9 protein-coding genes are annotated in these 16,960 nt (G+C 47.5%); 8 read left to right on the top strand and 1 reads right to left on the bottom strand.

Annotated elements, in window-relative coordinates:
* The first annotated feature begins 236 nt into the window (after positions 1-236).
* From M1D67_RS11260 to M1D67_RS11240, 5 genes are all read left to right on the top strand, one after another.
* Positions 237-914, top strand: a complete 678-nt coding sequence (locus M1D67_RS11260; RefSeq protein ID WP_020451710.1) for a DUF421 domain-containing protein — start codon at positions 237-239, stop codon at positions 912-914.
* A 351-nt stretch (positions 915-1,265) separates the two neighbouring features.
* Positions 1,266-2,117: a pyrroline-5-carboxylate reductase gene (proC, locus tag M1D67_RS11255; protein WP_075213104.1), complete on the top strand. Its 852-nt coding sequence runs from the start codon at positions 1,266-1,268 to the stop codon at positions 2,115-2,117.
* Between the two features lie 38 nt (positions 2,118-2,155).
* On the top strand, positions 2,156-3,277 hold the full coding sequence (gene proB / locus M1D67_RS11250; RefSeq protein ID WP_020451708.1) for a glutamate 5-kinase: 1,122 nt from the start codon (positions 2,156-2,158) through the stop codon (positions 3,275-3,277).
* A 25-nt stretch (positions 3,278-3,302) separates the two neighbouring features.
* Complete coding sequence (locus tag M1D67_RS11245; RefSeq protein WP_020451707.1) at positions 3,303-4,574, top strand: glutamate-5-semialdehyde dehydrogenase; 1,272 nt, start codon at positions 3,303-3,305, stop codon at positions 4,572-4,574.
* 208 nt (positions 4,575-4,782) lie between these two features.
* Entirely contained in the window at positions 4,783-5,133 is a 351-nt protein-coding gene (locus M1D67_RS11240) for a winged helix-turn-helix transcriptional regulator (RefSeq protein WP_020451706.1), read from the top strand.
* Positions 5,134-5,167: 34 nt separating this feature from the next.
* Here M1D67_RS11240 and M1D67_RS11235 read toward each other — a convergent pair whose 3' ends face one another.
* Positions 5,168-5,728, bottom strand: a complete 561-nt coding sequence (locus tag M1D67_RS11235; RefSeq protein WP_020451705.1) for an NAD(P)H-dependent oxidoreductase — start codon at positions 5,726-5,728, stop codon at positions 5,168-5,170.
* Between the two features lie 230 nt (positions 5,729-5,958).
* Between M1D67_RS11235 and M1D67_RS11230 the strand changes: the two genes are divergently transcribed.
* From M1D67_RS11230 to M1D67_RS11220, 3 genes are all read left to right on the top strand, one after another.
* On the top strand, positions 5,959-7,119 hold the full coding sequence (locus tag M1D67_RS11230; protein ID WP_020451704.1) for an acyl-CoA dehydrogenase family protein: 1,161 nt from the start codon (positions 5,959-5,961) through the stop codon (positions 7,117-7,119).
* 31 nt (positions 7,120-7,150) lie between these two features.
* Entirely contained in the window at positions 7,151-8,788 is a 1,638-nt protein-coding gene (locus M1D67_RS11225) for an AMP-binding protein (RefSeq protein ID WP_020451703.1), read from the top strand.
* 508 nt (positions 8,789-9,296) lie between these two features.
* Entirely contained in the window at positions 9,297-16,952 is a 7,656-nt protein-coding gene (locus tag M1D67_RS11220; RefSeq protein ID WP_479831832.1) for an amino acid adenylation domain-containing protein, read from the top strand.
* Positions 16,953-16,960 lie beyond the last annotated feature (8 nt).

Below are 16,960 nucleotides of genomic sequence, written 5' to 3'. Positions count from 1 at the left end.
GTGCAGCTTTATCTGTTTCATTGCCTGATCGTGAGAAGTCATGAGCGGAACGGCACTTCTCAGCCGTATGATCGAAGAAGAGGTTGGCACGACGCCGCTATTTTTTGAAGAATACCAATGGATTGGCAGAAGGCGCGGCGCAGCAGATGGCCCTTTTTCTCAGGAAAAGTATTCCTCTGGTTTAAACTACATCCCGATTGTTAACAATGAAGAGAGAGATTCGGGAGGGAACCTTGATGGAATATGTACACTTGGTAGTCGAACTGACGATAGGGTTTGCAGCTTTATTTCTGATGACGAAAATTCTGGGGAAAACCCAATTTGCCCAAATTACGCCGTTTGATTTTATTTCCGCTTTAATATTGGGGGAAATGGTTGGAAACGCGATTTTCGATCAGGATGTCACCATCTGGAAAGTCCTTTTCGCCATCCTCGTTTGGGCCATTCTAATCTATTCAATAGAAGTTTTATCACAAAAAGTGCAAAACATCAGAGGTTTTCTCGAGGGCAGGCCAAGTATTGTGATCAATAAAGGAAAAATCGATTATAATGCCCTCAAAAAAAATAAATTGGACCTGAACCAGCTGCAGACATTGGCACGTGAAAAAGGCTGTTTTTCCTTAAACGAGATTCAATATGCCATCCTTGAAACAGACGGTTCGCTCAGCGTCCTGCCAAAACACAAATACGGGATGCCGACAAAAGAAGACTTAAACATCCCTTACAAACCGGTTCAGCTCCCGGTGCCGTTAATCCTCGACGGCGAGCTCGAAAAGAACAATCTGCATGAAGCCGGCTTTGACGAGCTTTGGCTGCAAAATCAATTATCAAGTCAAGGTATTACACAGTATCAAGAGGTGCTTTATGCGGAATGGCGCGGCGATGAGGGGCAGCTTTACGTTACAACCTATTGATATTGGCAAGCGCGGGTTCGACAAGCTTCGAGCCCGCGCTTTTCTATTTGCGCTCACACGGCTAAAGGATCGTACTTTTTTACCGGTCCGAAAGGCTGTCAATCTCTAAAAAATTCCGTTAAATCATTCAAACGGCCTTCAAATGGAGGAAAGACAAACGACAAAAGGTGCAATTGAAGCTGAAAAATCTGCTTTCAGCCTCTTTTTCTTTTCCTTTTTTCTTCAAAAATCTCCATTTTTCACATGACCTGCGCCGTCCAATCAAAACACGCAAACTTGACATAAATATCTAAAGTGTTAATATACTAACCGTGTTCGAAAAAATACGAACAGAAATGCGAACAAAGGGAGATGTTAAAGATCTTTAATCAAAAAAACGTAGCTTTTATAGGGGCAGGATCAATGGCAGAGGGAATGATCTCAGGCATCGTTCAATCCAAAAAACTGCCTGCTTCGCAAATCTATGTTACAAACCACACGAACCACCGGCGTTTAGAAGAACTCCAGCAGAAATATGGAATACGAGGCGTCAGAAAAGAAGAACTTGACTATCAGAACATCGATTGCTTCATCTTGGCGATGAAGCCGAAAGATGCAGAGAGTGCTCTTATTTCCATGAAACCGCATATTCAACCCCATCAGCTTATCGTGTCAGTTTTAGCTGGCATATCAATTTCATTTATTGAAAACGAGCTGCACGGCATGCAGCCTGTCATCCGAATCATGCCTAACACCTCAAGTGCAATCGGCGCATCTGCAACCGCCATGGCCGAAGGCAGCCATGTAACAGCCGATCTGTCAAAAACCGCGAAACAACTGCTTCAATGCATGGGAGAAGTCTATTCCATCGAAGAAAGCAAAATGGACATTTTCACCGGCATTGCCGGCAGCGGGCCTGCTTACTTTTATTATTTAATGGAGCACATCGAAAAAGCGGGAGCCGAGGCTGGATTAAGCCAAAAACTAACGAGGGAAATCGGCGCGCAGACATTGTTAGGCGCCGCCAAAATGCTGTTGGAAAGCCCTGAAGATACAGCTGTTCTCAAAGACAACATCACTTCCCCTAACGGTACGACTGCCGCCGGTTTAAAGGCCTTGGAGGAAAGCGGCGGAGGCGAAGCGATCGAACAGGCGGTCAAACAAGCCGCAAAACGATCCAAAACCATCAGTCTCGAACTTGAACAATTAGTCGCAGCAAAGTAAGCACCCGTAACGAAGAAAAATACTACAGGAGTGATAAAATGACCTCTAATCAACAGAGGGTAGTTGTCAAAGTGGGAAGCAGTTCTTTAACAAGTCTTCACGGCGAAATCAGCAGCAAAAAGCTCGAAAAGCTCGTTGAGCAGATCGTCCGCCTCAAAGATGAAGGGCACGAAGTCCTCCTCGTTTCATCTGGCGCTGTGGCGGCCGGATACCGGAAACTTGGCTTCATTAACAGGCCGGATACATTGCCTGAAAAACAAGCATCCGCATCTGTCGGCCAGGGCTTACTAATCGAAGCGTATTCCAAGCTCTTTTTATCCCATGGCTATATCGCTTCACAAATATTAATCACAAAAAGCGATTTTTCAGATGAAAAACGGTACAACAATGTGAGAAATACGATGAATGTTCTGTTGAAACGCGGCATTATTCCGATCATCAACGAAAATGACACAGTTACCGTCAACCGGCTCAAATTCGGAGACAATGATACGCTTTCTGCTAAAGTGGCGGGTCTGATCGACGCTAACCTGCTGACCATCCTCTCTGATATAGACGGCCTTTATGACGCGAATCCGCGAAAAACGCCGGACGCCGCACTCGTCCGGGAAGTAAATGAAATCACGCCGGAGATAGAAGCTTCAGCAGGGGATGCCGGAAGCGAAGTCGGAACAGGCGGCATGAAGTCGAAACTGGACGCTTTTAAAATTACAATGGCTTCAGGCATCAAAGGATTTTTAGGGCGTGCAGACACCTCCGGTCTGTTGCAAGAAGCAATCAGCGGGACTGCGAGGGGAACGTATTTTATTCCGAATGACGATTCACACACACTCAACCATAAAAAGCAATGGATAGCATTTAACTCTGGACCTGAAGGAGACATCATCGTCCACAACGAAAGCAAAGAGTTTATTATCGACCGTAAAAAAAGCCTGTATCCTTCTAGTATTTACGAAATTAACGGCCGTTTCAGCAACGGTTCCGTCGTTCGAATCCTTGATCAGGAAGGAGAGGAAATCGGCCTCGGCGTCGTCAACTTTTCCTCATCCCAGCTTCGTAAATGGAAGAAGGATACGAATCAGGAAACAGCCGCTTCCTCACAGGCTGTCGTTGACAGAGAAGCGTTTGTCTGTCATTTAGAGCTATCCGTTCCGCTTTAAAAAACAAATCAAAGGAGGAATTGACATGACGGCGACAAGCGAGAACATCAGGGCACAAATCGAAGAAAAAGCGATAAAGGCAAAAACAGCTGCAAAATCTTTGCGGCTGACAACTGAAAAAGACAAGAACGAGGCGCTTGCTACACTGGCCGAACACCTGAAACAAAACATGAGCTATATTCTCACTGAAAATGCCAAAGATATTGAAGCGGGACGAAAAAAAGGCTATGATGCAGCCTACATCGACCGCCTGTCGCTCAATGAAGACAGGGTACTGGATTTTGCCGATGGACTGCTGGAAGTCGCGGAACTGGATGATCCGGTCGGAGAAACGCTATCAAGCTGGACGCTCGACAACGGGCTAAAGGCGGAAAAAGTCAGCGTTCCTCTCGGCGTCATCGGCATGATCTATGAAGCGCGTCCGAATGTGACTGTCGATGCGACCGGGCTCGCTCTAAAATCGGGCAATGCGATCGTTTTGAAAGGCGGCTCTTCCGCCATTCATTCGAATACAGCGATCGTATCGGTCATGCACCAAGCGCTGGAAACGACAGACATTCCCCGCGATGCTGTTCAATTTATCGAAAGCACGGACCGAAGCGCCACGAAGCAGCTCTTCAAGATGAAAGAGCATATCGATGTACTCATCCCCCGGGGAGGCGGTGCCCTCATTCAGGAAGTCGTTGAGAACGCAACCGTTCCCGTTCTTGAGACGGGAGTCGGCAACTGTCACATCTATATCGACCGGGAAGCAGACCCTGAAAAAGCAATCAATGTCATGATCAATGCGAAAACAGACCGCCCCGCCGTCTGCAATGCGCTTGAAACGCTGATTGTTCACGAAAAATGGCTTGAGGAAAACAGTGCAGCGCTTATCAATGCTTTAAACGAACACGGTATTCAAGTTCACGGGGACGAAAAGGCGGTTCAATGGATTCCAGGCGCGATACCAGCGGGGGAAGCCGATTGGCAGAACGAATATTTAAGCCTTGATCTCGCGGTTAAAGTCGCAGCAAGTCTTGAAGAAGCCTGCGATCATATCGAAACATACGGAACAAAGCATTCAGAAGCGATTATCACCGAAAATCCGAAAACAGCCAAGGCTTTTCTGAATACCGTTGATGCGGCAGCACTGTATCACAATGCCTCAACCCGGTTCACCGACGGCGGCGCACTCGGCTTCGGCGCGGAAATCGGGATTTCTACACAGAAGCTTCACGCCCGCGGACCTATGGGTCTGAAAGAATTGACCACATGCAAATATATCATGAGAGGCGACGGCCATATCAGAAGATAAATAAAAAAGCTTGCATTGAAACTGCACCTCAATTGTCACCTGACAATCTTGAGGTGCAGTTTTTTCTTACGGCTGCATCCGCCGTATCACGGAAAACATACGGCGCAGTGGTTTTTCTTTAAGCATCCTTTAAAATCCTTCCTTTACATCCTTTCAATCAAATTACATAATGATCTATGATATAGGATTCAAAAGGAGAGTGTACGTTATGCAACCCCCAACCGGAAAAACCTGCGTTCCGACCGGTGTGGATCTTAAAAACACCGGTTTTGGATATACGTTGTCATTGATAAGCGGCAAATATAAAATAATCATTCTATATTGGCTGTCTGAACGCGAAGTGATGCGGCATAATGAGCTGAAGCGAAGCATCGGCACCATTTCCTTCAAAACGCTGAGCATCATGTTAAAAGAGCTGGAGGCAGACGGCCTTATTATACGTAAGGAATTTCCCCAAATTCCCCCAAAGGTGGAGTATTCATTATCTGAACGCGGACGTTCTCTCTTACCTTTGTTCAATATGATGTGTGAGTGGGGAGAGAAAAACAGGCTGGGCTGACAGCCTGTTTCAACCGGAATGATTTCCGCAAAACTTAAAGATTGTCAATAAAACGCAAATAATCCCGGGCGCTTTTCTCCAATTCTCCCGCTCCCGGCCCGGTCGCTTCTTCCTCATTTCCGCCGGGCTCATTTTCCTTGCCGTAAAACGCAAAAAATGAACGATAGTCTGCATGACAATATCGGAATGTCGTTTCAAATGGAACTAATATTTGTTCAAGCGTATAGCGGTACCTTCCGTTTTCACCATAATCTTCTTCTTTAATTCCGGCGGATACACCTAATGCCACTTTACGATTTTTTAATCGATCACCTCCATTTGAACCATAAGCCCATCCGTAAGCCAATACATCATCAAGCCATTTTTTAAGAAGAGGCGGACAGTTAAACCAATAGATAGGGAATTGAAAAACAAGATTGCCGTGCGCTTCCACCAATTTTTGTTCTTTTTCCGCGTCAATGTTTCCATCCGGATATACGTCGGACAATTCGTGAACCGTATACTTTTCCGGATATTTTTTGAGCTCCTCTACCCAGCGCTTATTGATAACTGATGTTTCTAAACTTGGATGTGCAACGATAATCAGTGTTTTCAAAAATTTTCCTCCTTCGGCATGTTTTCATCTTGATTATAAAGTTCACACTGCGAATTTGTAAGTATGCACTTTTGGTTCAGGTACTTACGTAAAGGTAAGTATCAGTTGTCATCAAACGGTCCGATTTTGCCTGTCCAAAATCCTCTGGCATGAAAAATGCACTTTTTTAATATAATGTTACAAAGCTCTGCTGCCTAAGGAATTTGACGATCCAAAAAGGGGGTCACTTTATGAATTTTGAACTAACAAGAGAACAGCAAATGGTTCGCGAACTCGCCAGAGATTTTGCGAAACAGGAAATTGCACCGCATGCCGAACATGTTGACAGGACGGGAGAATTTCCGGTTGAGACATTTAAAAAAATGGGGGAGCTCGGCCTCTTGGGGATTCCGTTTCCGGAATGCTACGGCGGGTCAGGCGGGGATACGATTTCCTATGCGCTTAGCGTCGAAGAAATCGGCAAAGCGTGCGGGAGCACCGGTCTAAGCTATGCTGCGGCTGTATCGCTCGGGGCTGCACCGGTTTATTATTTCGGCACCGAAGAACAAAAACAAGAATATCTCGTGCCACTTGCGACGGGCCGGGCGCTCGGAGCGTTCGGGCTGACCGAACCGAATGCAGGATCAGATGCGGGCGGCACCCGGACAAAAGCCCGCTCGGAAGGGGACAGCTATGTGATCAGCGGGGAGAAATGCTGGATCACCAATGCCGGATATGCCCGGACCGTCATCGTCACCGCCGTCACCGGAAAAGATGACAACGGAAAAAACATCATCTCCGCCATCATCGTTCCGACAGATTCGGAAGGCTTCACCATTAATAGCGAATATGACAAAATGGGTGTCCGCGGCTCCAATACATCGCAGCTCATCTTGGACAATGTCCGCGTTCCAAAACAAAATCTGTTGGGAAGCCCGGAAAAAGGGTTTAAACAGTTTCTCAATACACTTGACGGGGGCAGAATTTCGATCGCCGCGCTGGCCGTCGGTATCGCTCAAGGCGCATTTGAGGCCGCGCTTGCATACGCACACGAACGAAAACAATTCGGCCGGCCCATCTCCTATTTCCAGGCGATTCAGTTCAAGCTTGCCGACATGGCCATGGAAATTGAGCTTGCCCGCAATATGGTGCTGAAGGCCGCATGGCTGAAAGATCAAGGCCGGCCGTTTACAAAGGAAGCGGCTTTCGCCAAGCTTTATGCCTCAGAGATGGCGTTCAGGACATGTAATCAGTCCATTCAAATACACGGAGGATACGGGTATATGAAAGAGTACGGAGTCGAGCGGATGCTGCGGGATGCCAAATTAATGGAAATCGGTGAAGGAACTTCAGAAATTCAACGGCTCGTCATCGCAAGGCAGCTCGGCATAGGCAAACAAGCGGCAAAATGAAAACGCTTTCCGGGAGAGGGGAGGGACAACGTTGGCAGAGCTGCTCCATTTGACTATCGGAAAATTGTTGGAGAAAACCGCGGCAAACGCACCTGATCACGAGGCTGTCGTCTATCCGGATCGCCGTCTCCGTTATACGTACCGGCAATTTGACCAGTTGTGCAGAAAAGTCGCAAAAGGACTGGTGGCGCTCGGTATTGAAAAAGGTGAACATGTCGCAATTTGGGCTTCCAATACTCCGGAATGGCTCACCGCCCAGTTTGCCTCGGCAAAAACGGGCGCGGTGCTTGTCACAGTCAACACGAACTATCAATTATCAGAGCTTGAATATGTGCTGAAACAGTCAGATGCCACAACACTCATTTTAATGGAATCATACCGGGGCACTTCTTACATTGATATCCTTTACAAACTGATTCCTGAATTGAAGGAGTCGGAACCGGGTAAGCTCGCATCTGAAAGACTGCCTTTCTTAAAAAATATTATTTTGATGGGAGATAAAAGGCATCCCGGCATGTACCTTTGGGATGACATATTAAAGCTCTCCGGTTCGGTAAGCGAAAAAGCGCTTGATCACAGGATGGAACGACTCAAAGAGCATGATGTCATCAATATGCAATATACATCAGGTACGACAGGCTTTCCAAAAGGCGTGATGCTCACTCATTCCAATTTGGCAAACAACGCGGCAAATATTGCGGAATGCATGAATTTATCGAGAAAAGACAGAATGTGCATCCCCGTACCCTTTTTTCACTGCTTTGGATGCGTGCTGGGAACTCTCGCTTGCGTCACCGCCGGTGCGACGATGGTGCCGGTGCAAGAATTCAATCCAAAAGAAGTGCTTTCCGCTGTCGAAACGGAAAAATGCACGGCGCTGCACGGTGTACCGACCATGTTCATTGCCGAACTGAATGATCAAGATTTTGCATCATATGACTTGTCTTCTTTAAGAACGGGTATCATGGCCGGTTCAAACTGTCCGATTGAAGTTATGAAAAAAGTGATCAATAACATGGGGATGTCTGAAATAACGATTGCATACGGACAGACAGAAGCATCACCGGTCATTACCCAGACGAGGGTCAACGATTCGCTCAAAAGAAGGGTCGAAACCGTAGGGCGCGCCTTGCCGAATGTTGAAGTCAAAATAACTGAACCGGGCACAAATCAGGAGGTTGCAAGAGGCGTTCAAGGCGAGCTGTGCACACGCGGCTACCATGTCATGAAAGGCTATTACAAAAATTCTGAGGACACGGCAGCGGTGATTGATGAGGACGGATTTTTGCATACAGGTGATTTAGCCGTAATGGATGAAGAAGGCTACTGCCGGATTACCGGGAGATTAAAAGACATGATCATCCGAGGCGGAGAAAACATATACCCGCGGGAAATAGAAGAGTTTTTATACAAGCATCCCAACATTCTCGACGTCCAAATTGTCGGTGTGCCTGACGAAACATTCGGTGAAGAGATATCGGCCTGGATCAAACTGAAAAGCGGAGCATCCATGACAGCTGACGAATTAAAAGAATACTGCAAAGGTAAAATCGCCCGTTATAAGATTCCGCGCTATATCGCATTTGTCGAAGAGTTCCCGATGACGGCATCGGGAAAAGTGCAGAAATTTAAATTAAGGGAGCAAGCGCTTGAACATTTTCAATTGTAATTTTCTCTTGCAAGTGCGACGAACTAAAATGAGGGACTCTTTTGTTAAACGGATCATCCGCACATGTAAACGGATGCCGTGTAGCCTAAAGCTTTTGAAAGTGAAGCAAAACTGTATCTTAATTGGTTAAGGTACAGTTTTTTTATGAGGTTTTTCAAAAACACGTGAGATGATATTTTTTACGAATAAATGATGACAATTTATTTGCATTTCTGCTCGGAGTGCGTGGAATTCCAGCTCTGTTTTTTGAATAAAATGGTATAAACATCGTGATATTTTCTCCGCTTTAGAGCTTTTCTTATGTTATGAGCAGTAAAGACAAGAATTTTGCAGATGAGATAAAATAACCATTTTCTAAAAAATTATTGAATTTATTGTAAACATTGTTGTATTTTATCGAATTTGTATTACAATGATTCTCATACGTATGATTTAGCCATATATTGTCATATAACCTGTAATTATTTTACTTTTTTTATTCTCTTATATTTGAAATGGAGGGGTTCCATTGAACACAACCTACACTTTGACCCATGCTCAAAGGAGAGTATGGTTTACCGAGCTGCTCGATCCGGGTACAAGTATCTGCAATCTTGCAGCCTGTGTCAAATTCAGGGGCGCTATTGACCTTGATGTGCTGCGGCGGGCTTTGGATTTTTCAGTTTCCCGGCATGATTCACTTCATTTTCAGCTGACAGAAGGGAAAGGGGAAGAGCCTGATCTTTATCTCGCTGAACATCGCCCGCTTTCCATAGAGACTATTGATTTGACAAAGGCCGGCAAGTCCGAACGGAATAAGTGGATTGACGATCAGACTTCGATTCCGTTTAAGCTGTTTCATTCACCGCTTTATCAATTCACCCTGCTGGCGATTTCGAGCGAAGAAGTTTGGCTCTATGCAAAATTCCACCATATCATAATGGACGGTATTTCTCTTAATCTGCTAGGCAATCAACTGATAGAGATGTATCAAAAAATGATTCGGAATGAACCCTTACCTCAACATCATGAACCTTCCTATCTCACCTATATCGAAAAAGAGAAGCAATACTTGCAATCTTCCCGGTTTGAAAAAGACCGCTTATTTTGGACAAACACCTACCACACCATTCCAGAACATTTCCCACTAACAGAAAAAGCCTTGCCTCAACAACAAAGCACCGCCGCTTTAAGAGAAACCCTGACTCTTTCACATCCCTTGGCAGAATCAATCCGACACTTTTGCGAAAAGCATCAAATCAGCATTCTTTCTCTGTTTATGGCTTCGTTTTACATATGCATCAGCAGAATGACATCCAGCAAGGATATTGTGATTGGGACCTATTACGGTAACCGCGCCTCCAGGCTGGAAAAAGACATGCTCGGTATGTTTGTGAGCACACTGCCAATCAGAATGGAAGTCGATCCGGATTGTGATGTTCTTTCATTTGTCACAAGCATCGGGAAAGAACAGCTTTCAGTCATGCGTCATCAAAAATATCCCTACAATCTGCTGATGAACGAATTAAGGCATCAGCATGGTGATCTGCAAAATTTAATTGTCACTTCCATACAGTATCAGCCGCTTCAATGGCAACAAGCAGATGGCTTTGAATATGAAACGGCCATGTATTTCAGCGGGCGCACTGCAAATCAGCTGTCTGTTTCAATTAAAGAGCGCCTTGATACCGGTATCATACAGTTAAATTTTGATTATCAAACCGCTATGTTTACTGATCATGACATCAAACGGATTCAATCCCATCTTTTAACCGTTTTGGAGAAGGCACTTGAGAAGCCGGACCAGCCGATTAAAAACATCGATATGGTAGAGTCCAACGAAAAGGAACGGATTTTGTCTGCTTTTAACCAAACAGATTCCGTCAAACCTTTGGCGCCGACGCTGCATGGTTTTTTCACCCGCCGCGCGGCGCTGTCGCCGAACTTGCCGGCGGTTCGTTTTTCCGGCGGTATCTTAACGTACCGAGAGCTTGATCAGTATACCAATCAACTTGCTGTCCGGTTGAAGAAAAAAGGCGTCGCCAAAGAAAGTGTGGTCGGCGTGCTCGCCGACCGTTCACCAGAGATGGTGATCGCGGTGCTGGCTGTTTTGAAAGCCGGCGGCGCTTACGTGCCGCTTGATCCAGACTATCCTGAAGAACGGCTCAGATATATGCTCGCTGACAGTGGCGCCCGGCTTCTCGTCACAGGGCCGGGTTTGTCCGTCTCCGGATTTTTCGGGGAAACGCTTGAAGTCAATCTGTCATCACTTCGAACGGAACCAGCGGAGAACGAACCGGTTTGCGCTCATACGGATGGCGGCTCACTCGCCTATGTCATCTATACATCCGGTTCAACCGGGACACCGAAGGGCGTCGCGGTTGAGCACCGACAGGCTGCCGCCTTTTTGTCCGGGATGCAGCGCCAGTTCCCATTAACTGAAGATGATGTCATTGTGCTCAAGTCATCGTTTTCATTTGATGCTTCGATCTGGCAGTTGTTTTGGTGGATGATTCCCGGCGCCTCCATGTATTTGCTTCCGCAGGGCTGGGAGAAGGATCCCGCTTTAATGACAGAAGCCTTCACAAACGAAGGAGTGACGACGACGCATTTTATCCCGGCGATGGCCAACAGCTTTTTAGACCAGGTCGAGATGGAAACAGAGGAGAAAAGGACAAGCCTTGCGAAAACCTTGAAACGCGTATTCGCCGGAGGTGAAGCGCTCGCTCCCCAGACAGCCGCCCGATTTGCCCGGTCTTTGCCGGAGACTGCGGTCATTCACGGCTACGGGCCGACAGAAGCTACGGTGGATGCCGCATTTTTTCGGTACGACCACGAAAAAAACAGGGAACGGATGCGGCTTCCGATCGGAAAACCTGTACCGGGAGCCCGCCTTTATATTTTAGACAGTGAGAAAGCTGTCCAGCCCATAGGGGTGGCCGGAGAACTGTATATCGCAGGCGCGGGCGTCGCAAGGGGCTACTTGAACCGTCCGGAGCTGACAGAAGAACGGTTTCTCGATGACCCCTTTTATTCAGGGGAACGCATGTATCAAACGGGCGATCTGGCGAGATGGCTCCCGGACGGAACCGTTGAATGGCTGGGCCGTATGGACGGTCAAGTGAAAATCCGCGGCTACCGGATCGAACCGGGGGAAGTCGAAGCGGTGCTTCGCCAGATCGACGGCGTGCGGGAAGCGGCGGTTGTCGCCCGGACAGAAGGGGAGGAAACCGAGCTTTGCGCCTATATTGAAGGTCAGGATCAAAAGACCGCAAGGACAGAACTGGGCAAACGCCTGCCGGCCTATATGATGCCTTCAGCCTTCATCGAGATGCGTGACTGGCCTGTCACCCCGAGCGGCAAGCTTGACCGCAAGGCGCTGCCCGCTCCCGACGGAGCGGCTGAACGACGCGCTTACACCGCGCCGCAAACCATCACGGAAATGAAGCTCGCCAAGCTTTGGGAAGAGGTGCTGAAATACGGCCCTGCCGGCACTCGCGACCACTTTTTTGAACAAGGCGGCCACTCGCTGAAAGCGACAGCGCTCGTCTCCCGCATCGCCAAAGCGTTTGGCGTGCAGGTGCCGCTGAAGGAGATTTTCGCCAAGCCGACACTGGAAGAGCTCGCCGCCGTGATTCAGGAATTGGATGAAAGCCCATATGCGGCGATTGAACCGGCGGAAAAACAGGACACCTATCCGGTGTCCTCGGCGCAAAAGCGGATGTATGTGCTTCAGCAGCTGGAAGACGGCGGTGTCGGCTACAATATGCCGGCGGCGCTTAAGCTGACAGGACCGCTCGACCGCGCCCGGCTTGATGAAGTATTCAGGCAGCTGATCCGCCGCCACGAATCGCTTAGGACGTCGTTTGAAACTGGGGCAGACGGCGAGCCTGTCCAGCGCATTCATGATGATGTCCCGTTTCAGCTGATGGAATTGGCCGCGGCTGAAGACTTTGTCCGTCCGTTTCGGCTTCAAGAAGCGCCGCTTTTCCGCGCCGCTCTTGTGAAGGAGGCGGAGGAGAGCCACCTGTTGTTGGTAGACATGCATCACATCATTTCCGACGGGGTGTCTGTCGGCACCTTAATCCGCGAATTCAGCGAGCTGTACGCCAACCGGATGCTTGCCCCGCTGCGGATTCAATATAAAGACTACGCCGTCTGGCAACAGGCATTCAAACAAGGGGAGGCGTACAACAGACAGGAAGCCTATTGGCTGAAGCAGCTCGACGGAGAGCTGCCGGTGCTGGAGCTTCCGGCCGACAACGCCCGCCCGGCGGTACGAAGCTTTGCGGGTGATACAGTGTCCCGCACGCTTGATACGAAAACAACAGCCGGCCTTTACAAGATCGCCCGCGACAACGGCTGCACCCTGTATATGGTTCTTCTCGCCGCGTATAGCACGCTTCTTGCCCGGCTCAGCGGACAGGAGGATATCATCATCGGTTCGCCGATCGCCGGAAGGCCGCACAAAGACTTAGAACCTGTCATCGGCATGTTTGTCAACACATTGGCGATCAGAACGCATCCGGCAGAAAACAAATGTTTCAGCAATTTCTTAAGAGAGGTCCGCGAAACGGCGCTTGAGGCATTTGAACATCAGGATTATCCGTTTGAGGAGCTTGTCGACAGGCTTGATGTCGTCCGTGATATGAGCCGCAATCCGTTGTTTGACGCCATGTTTATTTTGCAAAACATGGAACAGCACGATATGCAATTAGCCGGCCTTCAAGTCAATCGCGTTCAAACATTTGCCCATCAAGTATCTATTTTTGACCTTACATTGACCGCTTGCGAATCTAACGGGAATATCCGTCTCGACATGGAATTCAGCACCGATCTTTTCTTAAAAACAACCATCGAGCGCTGGATGAAACATTTGCTTGTACTTTTGCGCCATATCGCCCATCAGCCCGAGACAGATCTTGCACGCTTCAATCTTCTGAACGATGAAGATCAATACCAAATTCTTGTTGAATTTAATCACAAACACCTTCAACTTCCAGAACGAACAGCAGTGTTTCACGAACTGTTTGAAGAAACAACAGCGAATAATCCTCAGAAAATCGCAGTCATTGAGGGCTCGAAACAGATCAGCTATCACCAATTGAATGGTCGCGCCAATCGACTGGCGCGGACGCTTCAAACAGCCGGAATCGGTCCTGGAAAACGAGTTGCGATTTTGGCCAATCGTTCGATTGAAGCCATCATAGGTGTTTTGGCCGTGCTGAAAGCGGGAGGAGCGTATATCCCGATAGATTCCCATTATCCAGAAGAAAGAATTCGGTTTTTATTAAAAGACAGCGAAGCATCTGCGCTACTGGCCCAGGCTGAATATATAGATATCGCTTCACTTTTGACAGATGGCAGTATGCCTTGCATCCAGCTTGACCATGAACATAATGGCCTGCACGAGGAAAATATGGTTTCAACAGCAACTCCAAAAGATACTGCCTATGTCATCTATACTTCGGGAACAACAGGAGCGCCAAAAGGAGTTGAAGTCAGACATCGCAATTTCACACATGCAGCGCTTGCTTGGCGAAGCATCTATGAGCTTGACCGCACACCGGTGAGAGTGCTGCAAATGGCCAGTTTCTCGTTTGATGTCTTTTCAGGAGACATAGCCCGGGCATTCTTAGACGGGGGAACGCTTGTGATTTGCCCGGATGATGTCCGAATTGAGCCCAAACTGTTATGTAAGCTGATGAATCAACAGCAGATTACATTAATGGAATCGACACCAGCCCTGATTGTTCCCTTTATGGAATATGTTTACCGGCGGAAATATCGATTACCGAGCCTAAAGGTGCTGATTCTGGGCTCAGATATTGTCAGTGCACAGGATTTTTACACATTAAATGAACGATTCGGAAAAGAGATGCGGATCATCAACAGCTACGGTGTAACAGAGGCGACCATTGATTCAAGCTATTATGAAATCACGATGAGTAAAGAGCGCTATCACGATTTTGTACCGATCGGCATTCCGCTCCCAAATGTACAAATGTATGTTCTCAACAAGAACAAACAAGTTCAGCCCATCGGCGTCCCGGGAGAACTTTTTATTGGGGGAGAAGGCGTGGCCAAAGGTTATTGGCAAAAAGCTGAATTGACAAAAGCCAAATTCAGCGATCCATTAGCGCAAGGTCGGCCGCTGTATCAAACCGGAGATCAGGCCTGCTGGCTTCCCGACGGCACCCTCCGTCTTTATGGGCGTCTTGATCAACAAGTCAAAATAAAGGGCTACAGAATTGAGCTCGAAGAAATAGAAAATGCGCTTTTGAAGAACGAGCATGTCAAAGAAGCGGCAGTCGCCATTCAAAAAGATATTGAAGGGAAAACCTATTTGGCGGCATACGTCGTTCCTAAAGAAGCAGACATCATCGATTTGCGTTTAGATTTGGCAAAAAGGCTTCCGGCTTACATGATTCCAGCTCATTTTGTCGGTTTAGAGAAAATGCCGCTTACATTTAACGGCAAATTGAATAAAGACGCTTTGCCTGCTGCACATGTTCAGCCACTGGAAACTTACCATGCCCCGCAAAATGAAAAACAAGCATTGCTATGCCGGATTTGGGAGGATGTTCTCCATGTACGGCAAGCCGGCATCACCGACTCTTTCTTTCAGCTGGGGGGAGACTCCATAAAAGCGCTGCAAGTGTCGGCTCGTCTTGCCGCTGAAGGATGGGATATGACGATTCGGGATTTATTTCAATTTCCGACCATTGAAGAACTGGCGAGTCACCTGACTCCGACCGTATCAATTGCCGATCAGGGACCTGTTGAAGGGAATGCCAGTCTAACACCTGTACAGCAAAGGTTTTTTGCCTATCCTGGCGCCTTTGAACATCATTACAATCAAGCTGTCATGCTCACAAGTGAAAAAAGATTGGACGAGACTGCACTGCGCCGGGCCGTATCCGCTTTAATCAAGCATCATGACGCCTTGCGGATGATGTTTAAAAAAGACGATAACGGACGCATCCTTCAATATAATCGCGGAATCAGTCAAACGGATGAGGATGGATTCAGCTTTAAGACCATAGACCTCGCCGATGAGACGCAGATTGCCGAACGCATAGAAGCGGAGGAAAAACGAATACAGCGGGCAATGCGTTTGGACGAAGGACTCCTTTGTCACATTGGATTGTTCAGATTGCGGGATGCAGACCATCTGCTGATCGCCATTCATCATCTGATTGTGGATGGTGTGTCATGGAGAATTTTGCTTGAAGATTTACAAACAGCTTATCAGCAAGCTTTAGCAGACAGAAAAATTAAATTGCCGCAGAAAAGCGATTCTTACGTAACATATGCAAACAGGCTGCATCCATTGTCAACAAGCAACGAACTGCTTGAGGAAGCGGCATATTGGGAGCATGCGATATCTTTTGAAACGACCGCATTACCAAAAGACGGTCATAGGAATGCGGACAGGCTGCAAAAAACGGCACTCATCGCTTCGCGCATGTTAAGCGTGAAACTGACAAACCAGCTGCTGTTTCAGACAAAACAGGCATACGGCACAGAGGTGAATGAACTGATGCTGGCGGCCTTGGGAATGGCGCTTGCCGATTGGACGAAACGTGAGCATTTCCTTGTCAGTGTTGAGGGACATGGCAGGGAAGGACATGTTCCGGACATTGATATTTCCAGAACTGTAGGATGGTTCACCTCGATTTATCCGGTTCTTCTGGACATGAGTGCACCGGACAATTCAAGCGAAAAAACCGCTTGCCGTATAAAAAACGTGAAAGACATGATGAGACGCGTGCCGAACCAAGGAACCGGATACGGGCTTTTGCAATCGTCCCAACGTATTCAGCACCGTGAACCTGAAATCTGCTTTAACTATCTCGGACAGTTCGACGGTCTCGAAGGAATGATGCGGATGTCTCCTTATCAGCAGCGCCACAACATTGCAGAAGAGCGGCCGAGAGAATTTGATTTGGACATTAATGCAATGGTCGTCAATCAGCGGCTTGATATTCAAACTGTCTATACCGACGTCTTTTCCAGGCGTACGATTGAAACATTTATGGATGGCTTCTATGACCGCCTTTGTGAGGTCATTGAGCATTGTTCCGCCAAGAAAAAACGAGAAAAAACATTGAGCGATTTCAGCAATAAACAATTGACTTCCGCTTCATTCGAAAGTATTGCCAATCTCGTAAAAGAACTTTAATTTCGCCG

The organism is Bacillus sp. PK6-025 (assembly GCF_056530265.1).
The sequence above is the reverse complement of the archived record's forward strand: the minus strand, read 5'-3'. Positions and strand labels throughout refer to the sequence as shown.